The 12,952-nt window shown below is 43.6% G+C and carries 12 protein-coding genes and 2 tRNA genes; 2 read left to right on the plus strand and 12 right to left on the minus strand.

From position 1 onward, the window contains the following. Window positions 1-81 precede the first annotated feature (81 nt). The 3 genes from AB1S55_RS12210 to AB1S55_RS12220 form a co-directional block, all read right to left on the minus strand. Window positions 82-1,506, minus strand: a complete 1,425-nt coding sequence (locus AB1S55_RS12210; RefSeq protein WP_370978461.1) for a hypothetical protein — start codon at window positions 1,504-1,506, stop codon at window positions 82-84. 73 nt (window positions 1,507-1,579) lie between these two features. Continuing rightward, on the minus strand, window positions 1,580-2,353 hold the full coding sequence (locus tag AB1S55_RS12215; protein ID WP_370978462.1) for an SAM-dependent methyltransferase: 774 nt from the start codon (window positions 2,351-2,353) through the stop codon (window positions 1,580-1,582). Window positions 2,354-2,357: 4 nt separating this feature from the next. Continuing rightward, a complete protein-coding gene (locus AB1S55_RS12220) occupies window positions 2,358-2,870 on the minus strand; it encodes a DUF6231 family protein (RefSeq protein ID WP_370978463.1) in 513 nt (170 codons plus the stop codon). Between the two features lie 80 nt (window positions 2,871-2,950). Between AB1S55_RS12220 and AB1S55_RS12225 the strand changes: the two genes are divergently transcribed. Continuing rightward, on the plus strand, window positions 2,951-3,613 hold the full coding sequence (locus AB1S55_RS12225) for an alpha/beta hydrolase (RefSeq protein WP_370978464.1): 663 nt from the start codon (window positions 2,951-2,953) through the stop codon (window positions 3,611-3,613). A gap of 132 nt (window positions 3,614-3,745) precedes the next feature. Here AB1S55_RS12225 and AB1S55_RS12230 read toward each other — a convergent pair whose 3' ends face one another. Together AB1S55_RS12230 and AB1S55_RS12235 are read right to left on the minus strand one after the other, a co-directional pair. Beyond that, a complete protein-coding gene (locus tag AB1S55_RS12230) occupies window positions 3,746-4,324 on the minus strand; it encodes a YceI family protein (protein WP_370978465.1) in 579 nt (192 codons plus the stop codon). Between the two features lie 39 nt (window positions 4,325-4,363). Further along, window positions 4,364-4,900, minus strand: coding sequence for a cytochrome b (locus AB1S55_RS12235; RefSeq protein ID WP_370978466.1), 537 nt, complete (start codon window positions 4,898-4,900; stop codon window positions 4,364-4,366). A gap of 241 nt (window positions 4,901-5,141) precedes the next feature. Here AB1S55_RS12235 and AB1S55_RS12240 point away from each other — a divergent pair, with 241 nt between their 5' ends. Beyond that, window positions 5,142-6,032, plus strand: coding sequence for a LysR family transcriptional regulator (locus AB1S55_RS12240; protein WP_370978467.1), 891 nt, complete (start codon window positions 5,142-5,144; stop codon window positions 6,030-6,032). A 31-nt stretch (window positions 6,033-6,063) separates the two neighbouring features. Here AB1S55_RS12240 and AB1S55_RS12245 read toward each other — a convergent pair whose 3' ends face one another. From AB1S55_RS12245 to AB1S55_RS12275, 7 genes are all read right to left on the minus strand, one after another. Beyond that, complete coding sequence (locus AB1S55_RS12245) at window positions 6,064-6,840, minus strand: hypothetical protein (RefSeq protein ID WP_370978468.1); 777 nt, start codon at window positions 6,838-6,840, stop codon at window positions 6,064-6,066. Between the two features lie 144 nt (window positions 6,841-6,984). Next, entirely contained in the window at window positions 6,985-7,950 is a 966-nt protein-coding gene (locus tag AB1S55_RS12250; protein WP_370978469.1) for a hypothetical protein, read from the minus strand. A gap of 850 nt (window positions 7,951-8,800) precedes the next feature. Then, complete coding sequence (locus AB1S55_RS12255) at window positions 8,801-9,607, minus strand: hypothetical protein (RefSeq protein WP_370978470.1); 807 nt, start codon at window positions 9,605-9,607, stop codon at window positions 8,801-8,803. A gap of 880 nt (window positions 9,608-10,487) precedes the next feature. Beyond that, complete coding sequence (locus AB1S55_RS12260; RefSeq protein ID WP_370978471.1) at window positions 10,488-11,651, minus strand: glycoside hydrolase family 117 protein; 1,164 nt, start codon at window positions 11,649-11,651, stop codon at window positions 10,488-10,490. Between the two features lie 4 nt (window positions 11,652-11,655). Next, the gene (locus AB1S55_RS12265; RefSeq protein ID WP_370978472.1) at window positions 11,656-12,117 is read right to left on the minus strand and encodes a DUF2489 domain-containing protein; all 462 of its coding nucleotides are present in this window, start codon (window positions 12,115-12,117) and stop codon (window positions 11,656-11,658) included. 470 nt (window positions 12,118-12,587) lie between these two features. Continuing rightward, window positions 12,588-12,664 (minus strand) — tRNA-Asp (locus AB1S55_RS12270). A gap of 33 nt (window positions 12,665-12,697) precedes the next feature. After that, a tRNA-Val gene (locus AB1S55_RS12275) sits at window positions 12,698-12,773 on the minus strand. Between the last annotated feature and the right edge of the window lie 179 nt (window positions 12,774-12,952).

Below are 12,952 nucleotides of genomic sequence, written 5' to 3' on the forward strand. Positions count from 1 at the left end.
TGAGAAACTATAGAAAGTTTTTTATTGAAAGGCGGTCTTAATTTCAAATCTGCAAAGTTATTGGTTTTTCTCTGTGTTTATCTACTGAAGTGATTTTTTTAGTTGTTCGTGTTCGTCAGTACTGAGTTCAGTTAATGACTCGACTATAGATCGTGCCTGTTCGGGGTTTGTTCTGTTTATGTGGCTGACGGTTTGTTTGATTAACAAGAATCGTTCATTTTGAGATTGAATGGTGTCAGCCAGCTTTAGCGCGCCGTTCCAATCATTTGTTAAGATGTTTTCACCAATTATTCGTTTGGCGTAATCCGATGCTGCATTAAATGGTAGTGAGTTAACCCATTCGATGGCTGTATTGGCGTTCCTTTCATACATCTTTTGAGCAAGGATGCCACTTACCTTGGTTTGAGTCGCATCAGGGAATTGTGTCATTCTATCTGCGATTAAATTTGGGTTTTTCGCTGCTATTTGTAAACTTAGATCGATAACTAGCTTATCACGTAAAGCCTTATCCTTTTGTGCTAAGGCGATATCTAAAGCGAGGGTCTGGTATTCACTATCTTGAACTGCGAGCTCTAATATTGGCAGGATGGCGGCTCTATAAGTGCTGTGGTCATTTAAATTTTCAGACCAGATGATAGCGTGTTTGATGTCTTGTGTTGCCAGCTGGTGAGCGTAATGAATAACAAGGCGTGACTTACTTTCGGTTTCTGCAAGGTTGTTAAGGTAATCGCCAGCTTTTTGTGCGTCTTGTTGAATGAGTAATAAAAATAAACTTGTTTTAATGTCTGAGTAGAAATCAGGGCGCGGTTGTCTGTCTATCCACTGGATGGCAAGATCCGCATTCTTATTTGCCCATGTTTCGAGTATGTTGTCGATGACATGGCTTTTAAGATCATGATTTTTTAACTGTTCAGCATAATAGATGGCCTGCTCTGGATCGTCATAAGCAAGAGCATTATAAATGCTTGTGACAGCGTCAATGTAAATGTCACGTTCAAAGTGTTGATCTTCTAACCAAGACAGTGTTGCTTCAAAATCGATAGTGCTGGCACCTTTAAGTATCCAGCTTAGTAAGTAATCTCGGTGTTCAACATCAAGGCTTAGCAAGTAGTTAAGGCTGGCTTGTAAATCGACGTTAAGCCAATGTGTAAATAGAGTACGAAGGTTGCTTAGTTCCTTGTTTTCACCAGATAGAACCACAAGGTCGTTAGCGCATTGTTCAAAGTCATCGTTGTTACTAAATGTGTGCAGTTGTTCCAAACACAGTAAGTCTAGATTACTTTCAGTTTGCTGGGGCCCAACTTCTTTTATAGAAGCCCGAATCGGGGGCGCTAGCTTGTTTTTCTTGTTAAACGTTAAGCTAGATTCTTTATGGTTTTTTGTGTCTTTCTTTGTCGCTTCTTGGGTGTTTAAATTTTGTTCATTGTTATTAAAAAAGAGCTGTATTGCCAATAAAATAAGCGCTAAAGCAGATAAAGATAAAACTATAAGGCGTCGATATTTCATTATTATAAGTATCTATATACGTTCTATATTAAAGAGAGCTTGTTATTCGTATTTATGCAGAATATAAGCATTGTCATTGGTGGTTTTTTTGTAATAACAGCGCTGATTTGTAGGCCTCTACAATAGGTTTTACTTTGTTGTTACCACTGAGATTAAGTCGACGTTGGTGATGATCGAGTAGCTTTTCTAGGTAGTTCACTTTGTCTTCACAATAGTCTTGCCAGATTTTGTCACCAATGATGCTGGGTAGCTGCTTATTTTCAGTGTCGTGTATTTTATTAGGGTGAAAGCGTAAATGCATATGTTCGTGATGCCGGCCATAGACACAAATAAACGCTTCGTTTAATAATTCAAAATGGCCGTTACGAAGAAATTCTCGTAGTTCAACAATACGCGAATTAGGGCTTAAAATAATCTCTAAGTCTAATTCACTAAGTTGGTTGTTCTCTAAGGCTTGTTGATAGATGTTTTGCACTATTTCAATAGCTGTACCACCTCCAATACCCGCTAAGATAAATAAGTGGCGACCGTGTGTTGGTAGTGTTAGCTTGCTGGCATCTTGGCAGCTTACATTAAGTCGTTGGTCTATCAGTGATGCGTAGTGTGAGTGAATCGCATCGATAATTGAAGGAACGCAATCAACAAGGTGTATGTTTGTTGTTTGTCCATGCGTGGCCCTGTGCAGGTGTAGGCCTAGTCGACCGTGATCACAACAAATATCCCAAATGCTATGAAAAGCCTGTTCACTATTTGAGTGAGCTGAAAGGGCCCACTCAAATAAGTGTTGTAAGCGTGCATCTAAGGCGCGAACAGTTGAGGTTTTTATTGGATTTTTTGTTTGCATCATTTTTTTACCAGCGGGCCTTGTGCCACATTTCTGGGTTGGCCCAAAAGCGAGGGTTGTTCCAGGTTCGTACATGGTTATAGCTATCTAAGCTGTAGCTATAAAGAGCAAGTTGCGTGTTGTCGCCGCTGTTATTTTCACTAAGTTCAACTTGTTTAAAACCCATGCTAATAAAATCATTAAATTGCCAAGCCGAACTGTCAGTCGCAGATGGTTTAATTAGGATGGCAATTTGTCTGGTGCCGTAGTTTCTTAGTAGGCCAATAAGCTCTTGCCCTTGGTGTTTGTCGAGTAACTCAAGTGTACGGCTTATTAGAGCAAGCCCATAGGTCTGGCTAGGGGGCTGCTGTGCAAGCTGTGCGAGTGTAAAATGATGAGTCTGGCAGCGAGGGTGCTCGTTTTTCCAAGCATTGGCAACCTGTAGGGCATCGTCGCCAAAGCTGGCGATGCTGTGGGGCTGACAGCTTTCTATAATGCCTGCGAATACTTTTTGTGCTGTTCTCATAGCGTTATTTTTCATTGAAGAGTGACTTGTTTACGAGCGTTTTGCATACTGAGTCCTTATACCGCAAACACTCACTCAAACTCAGGTTGTTAAAGATGTCTATTAAAGAGCGTATTCATGGTGAAGGCAAACCAAGCCATGCGGTCATTTGGTTGCATGGTCTTGGGGCTTCAGCCGATGATTTTTATCCTGTATTGCCTTATTTGAATCTAGAGGCTTCGCCGTGTATTCGTTTTATCTTTCCTCAGGCGCCCGATCGCCACATCACCATAAATGGCGGTTATGTGATGCCTGGCTGGTATGACATTAAAGGCAGTGAGATTACCGATAAAGAAGACCTTATTGGTATGAGCGAGTCTCAGCAAACGTTAGAGTCATTAATCCGTGTAGAAATTGAGCGTGGCATTCCGAGTGAAAACATTGTTCTAGCTGGTTTTTCCCAGGGAGGGGCCGTGGCGTATTACACCGCGCTTCGTTCGCAGCACAAAGTGGCAGGGGTATTAGCCTTATCGACCTACTTACCTTTTGCCTCACGTCTAGAGCAAGAGCACAGCGCTATCAATATACAGACACCCATAATGTCTATGCATGGCCTTCAGGACGATGTTGTGCCTTTGGCAACAGGAAAACTGGCGCCAGAGCAGCTTATGGCCTTGGGGTATCAGGTTGTATGGAAGGAGTATGCCATGCAGCACAATGTGATTCCTGAACAGCTTCAAGATATTGGCTTTTGGTTTAATCAGTTATTTGCAGGTTAGAAGGGGGCAAGTATTAGAAGTTGAGGTAGGTAGTGGTGTTCTAGTCGTAGTTGCGATAGGTGTTTGAGAAAGAGCTGTTTGCTGCGCTGTGCAGCCACAGCGTTTAGCTGCAGCTGCTCAAGATAAAGCCGTTTATTGGCGAATACCTTCAATATGTAATTCAAGCTCTACATGAGTCGAGGCAGGTCCTAAACGCTCAACCATGCCAAACTCTTTTAGGCCAATGGTCGTTGTGCCAGAAAAGCCAACACGGTAGCCACCCCAAGGGTCTTTACCTTCACCGATTTTAACTGCATCAATGGTAATGCTTTTGGTGACGCCGTGAAGACTTAAATCACCGATGACTTCGAGCTTGCCTTCGCCTTTATCTGTGATCTTGGTACTGACAAATTTAGCCGTAGCGTATTTTTTAACATCTAAAAAATCACTACTTTTTATGTGTTTGTCTCGCTCTGCATGATTTGAATCGATGCTACTTGGGTCAATGTTCACCATGATTTTAGAGGCTTCGGGCTTTTTCTCATCGTAGCTAAAGCTACCGTCAAAGCTGTTAAAGCGACCTGTTAGCCACGAATAGCCTAAGTGCTGAATTTTAAAATTAATAGATGCATGAGCGCCTTTGGTGTCGATAGTGTAGTCGGCGGCAGTAGCGCTCAGTGTAGCGAAGCTTAACGCGGCACCGGTAGCTAAAGTAGCAAGTAGTTTTTTCATCTCTCATCTCCGTTTGTGTTTTTACGTGGTCAGTAAAGGCTAAAGCATGCGTTTGAGCGTGCTGTCCTTGTCTATAAAGTGATGTTTGAGTGCGCCAAGCACATGCAAGGCAATCAAACTTATTAAGCTGTAAGCGAGGTATCGGTGAATATCACCGGCGACATCTTCTTGGTTTTCTATAAACGAGCCTAGAGCTGGTATTTCAAACCAGTTAAAGACTTGAATGCTACGTCCGTCGGCTGTTGAAATAAGGTAGCCTGAAACAAAAATCATAAACATCAAAAGGTAAAGAGCGATATGGACAAGGTGAGCAGCCTTTTGTTCCAAAACTTTATGGCTGCTTAAAGGTTGAACCTTGGGGTTGACGTAGCGCCAAAGCACACGAAATAGCAATACCAGCGCGAGTAGGGCGCCAACACTCTTGTGGTAATGCGGGGCGAGCTGATACCAGCTGTCGTAATAGCCCAGCTCTACCATCCAAAGCCCTACTGTAAATAGTCCAAACACCGTAAGCGCAACCAGCCAGTGCAGTGTTTTGCTAACAAGGCCGTAGGCCTGTTCAGAATTCTTAAGCATAAGGGTTCTTATCCGTGGCTTGTACTTTGCGGGTATTCAGTGGAGGATGTTTTGGTGTCCACTGCCTGGTAGCTTGCTTCTTACTACGTGCTGTTTAACTGTTCGGTTCTTAGGTTCCTACTATGCTCGCAAATATCATTCATTGATAATTAGTGTTTTTACGGTATCTTAATAACTTTAATGTGATGATGTTTGTGTTGAGCTGTTTGTTATTAGTGGGTGCGACTTGGTGGGGTATTGAGTGACCTTAGAACAATTTAGGATTTTTAAAGCGGTGGTTGAAGCCGGTGGTGTGAATGCTGCGGCTAAGCAAATTCATAAAACTCAGCCTGCCATCAGTAATGCGATTCGGCGTTTAGAAGAGGAATTGGCCGTTAAGCTGTTTACTCGCGAGGGTTATCGTTTAGATCTAAGTACAGATGGGGCAGCACTTTTTAGTCAAGTAGATAGAATCTTACAAAATATCGAAACACTTGAAACAACAGCCAAGCATTTAGCAACAGGTAATGAGCCAGAGTTAAAAATCAGTATGGAGGTGTTAACCCCCCTTCGGTTTATTTCACAGTTTTTAGCGCAGCTTGGTGAGCAATTCCCCTCCACATGCTTTTCTCTTAGCTCAGATGTGATGCGCGGTGCAATGGAAAAGCTAATTGATGCAGAGGTTGATTTAGTGCTTGGCCCTAAGCTAGTGGTCCAGCCTGATATCATCTCTTTGTTTCTTGCCACCATTGATTGTGTGCCTGTCGCCGCGCCTGGTTTTATTCAGACTGTAGAAGGAAAAGCCTTGAGCAAGGCTGATATGAGCCATTATTCTCGTATTGTTATCCCCGAAAACACCAAACAGACTCAAGCCATAAAGCTGATGGCTGCTAATGGTTCGCGGGAAATAATGGCTGCTGATTTTGCGATGAAGAAACACCTTATTCTCGAGGGGCTTGGTTGGGGGTATATGCCCGTCCACCTTGTTGATAGTGCCTTAGCTGAGCAGCGTCTACTGCAATTAAACATTAGTGATATGCAGCCTCAGAAAATTGATATTCACGCGTTTAGAACAAGCCACAGACCCATGGGGCCTGTGTTAAGTCGCTTGTGGCATTTGTTTGAAGAGGCAGAGTTCGACAGTGCGCTTTAGCTCCTTGTATGCCGCTAGCTAGTGCTTCATTTTAAGCTGCGACGCTCAGTTCTCTTTTTATTTGTTTTCTTGCTTTTTTGAAGCTTGGGCGCAAATACGCTTTAAGTTGGGCGCAGGCCTCTTTATCGCTAATATTTTTATGGTGAGCAAATAAAGCCAAGCAATAAATGCTCTCATCTTCACTGAGTGCGGCACTGCGATTCGCTTGCGGGTCATAACATCTCGCACAGCTACCACGAAACGTATAAGCACTGTTGGCGATAAAAATACCAAAACCCATCATGATCGCAAGCATCTCTGCACAGGCATCAAAGCTCTCTGGGCCGCTTGGTGGAACAAGCTGTGATTGAAATAATACGTGTTGGGCGATGTTTTTACTCATACTGCCGACTAAATCCATCGGCTTTTTCATCATCGCGCTGCTGTATGAAATATCTAAATTGGGCAGAAAGCTATCGATACTCTTGTTTGCGCTCAGTGCTTGCGCGGTTATTTGTGCTTGTTGGCGGCTTTGTACATTGAGTTGAAGTAGAGCAGGTTGCTTGGGCGTATAAAGCTGAGGTGGAACTAGGTAAAAGGGCCAATGAGCTAAGCCTGCATAACTGATTATTCGGGCGCTTAAGGCTTGAGCCATGTCGAGCTCATTATCGGCTCTATCTGGGAAAAAGCTGCGAATAGGCTGAATCAACTGGGTGTGTTGATCAAAGTAGTTGTGATCAAAGTGATCTAATAGCCATTGAAAACAGTGTTGTAGCTGTTCGGCGTCGCTTGAGTCTAGCAGTCGAGCTTTGGGGAAAAAAGAAAACATAGCAATGAGTCTTGATAACGAGCTGTGATCATAAGTGCCTTGCCTCTGGGCTGCAATATCAGAGCCCTGTTGTGCTTAAAGGTGTGAATGATTCGAGCTATAGAGGCGCTTTGTGGGCAATAATTAGGCTTCTTGAGTTCTAGTTTATTGAGCTGCTTTGGTGCCAAGATTAATATAGGGCCAGTTTTCCACTTCTTTGGGGTAATAACCTGCCTGGCTTAGCATTTTTTTTAACTCACCGTTTTTACGTAATAAGGAGATGCCACGGTTGAGGGCTTCGAGGATCTGCTTGGATTGAGGGTGCTGCTTGGATACAGCAAAGACACGCTCATCGAGTAGGCCAACTTTCATATTCGGTATGGCTTGAATAATGGTGCCAAAGTGGTTGTGGCGGAAGTCTGGCTCACCAAAAAACTCAACCAAACCGACGTCGGCTCGGCCTCGTTTAAGAACGCGTATCATTGCTTCAAAGCTATCCACTTTTTGCAGGGCTATAGGGTTGTAAGCTTCAATTGTGTTTATATCTGCATGCCAAGTTTTTACTGTTACGTGCTTGAGCTTACGAACATCATCGAGGTTTTTGGCTGCTAAGGCTTTGTGATTATTTTCATAAGTAAAAAGACCAACCTGTGTTTCACCTTGTTTGAGTACGGCTTCGCTTAACCAAAAAACACTGTGATCAATATTCGGGGAGTCTACCCAGTAACTTTCGACGCTAAGGTCAATTTGATTTTGAGCTGCTTGGCGGCTGGTACGAGCCCAATTAGGGCTAGGAATCAGTTCGTAGTTAAAATTAAAACCTGCGGCCTCTAGGGCTCTGACTTGAATAAGAAACTCAGCCGTTAAACGGCTAACTGGTTGTGCGCCTTGCTTGAGTTGGCCGTTATCACTGTTTTTATTTATCCACTTTTGAATGTGTTCAAGCTTGGCCTGCTCACCGCTAAAGCGAAGGCTTGAGTGCTCATCAGCGAAGCTTAAACCTGTGCCTAGCAGTGCTATGAGATTGCCGATACATACGAGTGTGATACCCAGTAACTTGGCTCTTACTTTGCTAAAGATGTGTAGCCGATGTGTGACTTCAATGTTAAAAAATAGGGCGCTGATCTGCATGGCATATATCTTGGTTTATGTATCCTATGGGAGCAAGCAGAGTGCGCTACATCTTAAAGCTCGGCAGTGCATAGGACTTATTATTTTGTAATTATTATAGTGTTGCAGGGGGGGATCGCAAGTACCGAAGCTTGTGCCTTAAAAGGCTTATAGGGGCTTTGGTCTTAGCGTACTTTCTGATTGTGCTAATCCTATGTAGTCTGTTGTCGAAAGCTTTGGTATGAGTTTGGCTACATTTGAGCAAGCTGTTCGTTGGTGTGGCCATAGTTCATCAGTGACAGCTGGTAGCATGTCTAGATAATATAGCGGAACCATCAGCCCCTTTATTAAAGGCATCAATCATATAACTGTCGTCGTATATGATGGCGTTTTTTTTAGTAAACTCGATAACAAGATGCATATTCGTCGGTAGTTAAATCAACATGGTCTTCGCCAAAAAGCGTAACGTAATATCGAGTATGTCTGCAGTTTGTTGTGGTGTGATGCCGTCAGGCCTTCTGAGCCGGTTGGAAAGCGCTAAGACCATGCTGGCAATATGCAGTCTTTGACGGCTGCCGCACTGACGAAAGGTGGCGCGGAAATGGCCAAAGTCCGTGCTGCAATTAATGGGGAGCCTTAAGTGTTATGTTTATATTTCCTTAGTGGTAACGATGGGTTCGCGTATATGGTCGCCATTTTTTGAGCGCTTAAGAGGGGACTGAAACTATATCATTTCAGATCAAAAGATTTGTTGCTTGAGGGCTTAAAGTTAATTATATAGTCGTAATGATGTAATTAGCGTCAATGCCATCATTCAAAAATACTCCGCTTTGTTTTTGCTCTTATAAGTGTGTATTGCACGATTTAATACTTAGAAAGTAAAAGCCCAGCCAAAGGCCGGTCCACTTTGAGTGAATTTTACGTGAGCTTCACTGTTTTCATTGTCTATGTCGTTACCGATGACTAGGTGGCGCCATCCAAGCCATACATTGTTTAGTTTACTTATGCGGTAGATTGCAAATGCTTGGCCGTTAAAATCTTGGTCATTGTCACCGTCAAGGCCTATATCGGCCCCACCAGTCACACCCCAGTCATCATTAAACCAGTGATCGGCTGCAAAGCCAAAAATCCAGTCGAACATATCTTGATCTTCTAAAATAATGTGTTTTTCAGTGGATATACCGTCAGTAAGTGGTTCAAAATTAATCTCAATTTTTGTGTGAAAGTGGCGTAGCCCAGTGGTTAACCTGATGGAAGGGTGGACGCGGTAGCGAAGTGTCAGGTCATTCGTGCCCATATGCACGGTGTTGGTGATTCGGTGTTTGGCAATGATGGGCTTGCCATTAATGGGGTTATTAAAGCCTTGAGTTTCACTTTCTGTTTTTACCCGCATGTAGTTGGTATTAAGGCCTAGCCCCCAGTCGCCTTTAGCTACAGCTAGGCTGCCCATTAACCCTGCGTTTAAATTTTTCAATATATCTTCAAAGGCAATATTGATATCAATGTTATCACCGTGTTCAAATTCAACTTGACCATCAATGCTTGGCATCCAGACGACAGGAAAGGCGACGGCAAACCGCCAGCTGTCATCATCAGAAGATAAGAGGTTTGTGGGGCTTGCTAGGCATTGAGCTCCAATAAGTAGACTGCTTATAAAAGTAAAAAAAAGCTTGTACATAAGCATGCTTGTTGTGTGGTGGTGTGACTATTGTAGTACTCATGATTTCACAAAACCACATGTATAACTTGAACTTATGTGTTTAGCTTGAGCAGAGTGCTCTATGGCCTAAGGTTTAAAACGTGGCGCTAAACTGTACGTTAATAAGAATATAATGGCCCTTGAAATGAGTAGGCATGTTTATGTCGCGAACGCTGATTATCTCGGGAGCGTTAATTACATTTTTTATCGGCCCTGATTTTATACTGGCCAAGAATTTATGCGGTTTTTTTCGCCTTTGGTGGCAGGGGGATTTATTGGGCCTCGTCTTGGTTCGTGTTTTTATGGCGTCTGCAGTTAGGCAATATCAGCTACAAGCATGCCAGCCTGCCTTTTTGTGTCCGTGTATGACTCTACCTTTTTTTATCTGGTTTTTTGGCATGCTTATTGATAAAAATATCGTAGTGTGACTCTGTGTTTTGCGCTTGTTTTTCTTTTGACCGCTAATGCGGTTTGGGCTTTTTTAAAGTATTTCCATCAGTTGCAAGGCGAGGCTGTGCCTTTAATCTTAAATATATACCATTTTAGTTATGGTTCGGTTCTAAGTGACGAGTGTGTATTTTCCCTAGTTTATTGCTGATGGCCTTGTGGGGGATGTTCCCATTTACTGAGTTTTTAAATGTTTTGCATCTATCGGTTGGCTATATTGGCATTGCTTTTTTTATTGCGGTGATAGTCAAGTATGCAAAGAATTTAGTGTTTGAAAACAAGTAGGTCGCTATAACAATACCTAAGCAGAATATGCTTAGGTATTGTTGATCGAAAAGGGAGCCTGCTTAGCCCGTTTTTTTAGAGCTGCTTAGTTTGGTATTACTTGAAATACTGCGTGTAATCAGTCGTATTAGTTTTTATAACGCTTGCTCTTTTGTGGTTGACGGCTGTCAAAGCGGCGGATGGTTTGCTCGTTCCAATCTTTGTAACCGTGGGTGAGGCCCCAGTCAAAAATTTTAAAGGGCTCGCTGCTGTTGTCGTTTTTTCGTACTAGGCCCATTGCGTGAGGCGCTTTGCGTATGGCTGCTAGAATTTCAAAATTGATGCCGTCTTGGGCCCACTGTACGGTATTTCGTTCGGGACCATCAGTGGTTATCAGCGAGCCGATACCGCCATTGTAGTGCCAGATAACCACTTCATGACCGCTATTAGAAATAGGGTTGTATTTAGATTTTACAAAAGGCCCAAAAGGGCTGTCTGATGTGGCGACACCGTGGCGTATCTCTCGGCCGCCAAAAGTGATTTTCTCACCCATGCGTTCGCCTTTGTAATACAGGTGAAACTTGCCATTAAAAAAGGTGAGGTAGGGGTCGTGTACTTTATGGCTGTCGAAATCACCCTGTACTTCGGCGGCTAGGGAGTAGCTGCCTTCTTCTAGCCACTTGCCATTATCTGCAGGGCTTAAGATGGGCTTGTCGTGCTTAATCCAAGGGCCGTAGGGAGAATCAGCATAAGCAATGCCGACCTGGTTTTTTACTTGATGAATATAGGGGTGTTTAACGGTCTGATAGACAAGATAATAACGCCCTTCATGTTTCAATACTTCTGGGGTAAATACCGATCTATCATCAAAGCTGCCGGCTTTACCACGTACAACGGCCGGTTTTTTGTCTTCTTTCCATCTGATACCGTCTTTTGAGCTGGCATGCCAAATGTCTGATTTATCCCATGGATATACTTTATTCTTTATGGGGTTAGAGAAGCCTTCGGTAGGGCCTGTGCTTTTGGTGTACCAAGTATGGTAGAGCTCATCTTCATAAAGTACTGAGCTGGGGTCGCGCCTTACAATACCTTTCTGGTAGGCAAAATCACCTTTCAGGTCCGTTTCGCGGAACTCACCATACCAATCATTACTTAGTTTGGGCCATTCTAAGGCCCGCTTAGATGCGGCGCTCAAGTGTTTTGCATCACTTATGGCAAGGCGTTCTAGCTGTTCGCTGGTTTGGGCGATTGTTACGCCGGTTCCAAGGCTTAAAGAAAGGGCGCCGGTGAACATCCATATTCTTGCTTTCATACTGTTATTGCCTTTGTTTCAGGTCCACAATCTGTTGAGCTGAGATTTTTGCGTTATCAGTGTGCAGCTCTTCTAGCTGCTTAAAGGTGCGCTGGTGGGCCGCTTTGTCTTTTTTGCTTAATTGCTTCCATTGCTTATGAGTTGGAATGTTGGCAATGGTTGAGGCGACCTCGTTGAACACTTGATAATGCGTTTGCTGCTGCTCATCTAGTTCTAAGTATTGAGCAAGCTTGCTGATTCGCAAACTGACTTCAGCTAATTCAACCTGCTCATTTATGTAAGCAAGAGCTAAAAAACCAATATCTTTACGGGCGCTGAGTTGTTTTTCAGTGATTTGTTTGGCGACATCTTGTTCGGTTTTTTGAATCTCTTTTTGACGTTTGTGCAGCTTTAAATGAAGTGAGATGGCGTAAGCGGCTAAAGCGATGATGATTAGAGTTGCAAGACTTAGAGCAAAAAAGTGCACAAGGTATCCGTTAGTGGTGGTTGTTTGAGGGTAGTTTAACGTAAGTAATAAGGAGCTTGGTAGGTGGGCTGGGAGCGTGTTGAAAATCTATGTTGAGTGGAAGGGCTTGGGTCTTTTGGCAATTGCTTCTGTATTGCTCTAACTCTTATATTCATATTGGGTGTCCCGGCAAATTTGTGAACCCGCGTATTGATTCAACACCGCATGAAAGGCGAATATAAACTTATTCTTGGGGCAGCCAAGGGTTTTGAGGTATGTACGTTGGGCGTGAGGGAGTTGACTCGGCTCTTTCGGCAATTACTCCTGCATTGCTCTACCACCGGCATCCATGACGGCGCGTGAGCCTCGGTGCTGCGTACCGCCGTCGCAAGCGACGTCCAAATTTACTCCTAGTAAATTTGTGAGTTGAAGTCATCGGAATGACGGATATAAAAAAACCCCGCATCTTGCGATGCGGGGTTTTATTTATATGGCGATCCGGAAGGGACTTGAACCCTCGACCTCCGGCGTGACAGGCCGGCATTCTAACCAACTGAACTACCGGACCGCGGTAGTCACAACTCGTATCGTGAGTTAAACGTGGTGGGTGGTACAGGAGTCGAACCTGTGACCTACGCCTTGTAAGGGCGCCGCTCTACCAACTGAGCTAACCACCCGAGGACGCGCAATTTAATGAAACTCTTTGTTTGGGTCAACTACTTTTTTATAAAAAGTTTTATTTGGAATGAACTTTGTTCGATGTGGTTGAAAGTTGGGCGTGAGTGCATGGTTTTTAATCTAAAGGCGTTTTGCTTGGGGGGCTTTGCTAGCGTCGAGGCTGAAGCTGGTTATAATG

The organism is Agaribacterium sp. ZY112, from assembly GCF_041346925.1.
Classification (GTDB): Bacteria; Pseudomonadota; Gammaproteobacteria; order Pseudomonadales; family Cellvibrionaceae; genus Agaribacterium.

Excerpts from the sequence above, each read along its gene's own strand:
- AB1S55_RS12210 (WP_370978461.1), bottom strand. The coding sequence starts at position 1,506 with ATGAAATATCGACGCCTTATAGTTTTATCTTTATCTGCTTTAGCGCTT.
- AB1S55_RS12215 (WP_370978462.1), bottom strand. The coding sequence starts at position 2,353 with ATGATGCAAACAAAAAATCCAATAAAAACCTCAACTGTTCGCGCCTTA.
- AB1S55_RS12220 (WP_370978463.1), bottom strand. The coding sequence starts at position 2,870 with ATGAAAAATAACGCTATGAGAACAGCACAAAAAGTATTCGCAGGCATT.
- AB1S55_RS12225 (WP_370978464.1), top strand. The coding sequence starts at position 2,951 with ATGTCTATTAAAGAGCGTATTCATGGTGAAGGCAAACCAAGCCATGCG.
- AB1S55_RS12230 (WP_370978465.1), bottom strand. The coding sequence starts at position 4,324 with ATGAAAAAACTACTTGCTACTTTAGCTACCGGTGCCGCGTTAAGCTTC.
- AB1S55_RS12235 (WP_370978466.1), bottom strand. The coding sequence starts at position 4,900 with ATGCTTAAGAATTCTGAACAGGCCTACGGCCTTGTTAGCAAAACACTG.
- AB1S55_RS12245 (WP_370978468.1), bottom strand. The coding sequence starts at position 6,840 with ATGTTTTCTTTTTTCCCCAAAGCTCGACTGCTAGACTCAAGCGACGCC.
- AB1S55_RS12250 (WP_370978469.1), bottom strand. The coding sequence starts at position 7,950 with ATGCAGATCAGCGCCCTATTTTTTAACATTGAAGTCACACATCGGCTA.
- AB1S55_RS12255 (WP_370978470.1), bottom strand. The coding sequence starts at position 9,607 with ATGTACAAGCTTTTTTTTACTTTTATAAGCAGTCTACTTATTGGAGCT.
- AB1S55_RS12260 (WP_370978471.1), bottom strand. The coding sequence starts at position 11,651 with ATGAAAGCAAGAATATGGATGTTCACCGGCGCCCTTTCTTTAAGCCTT.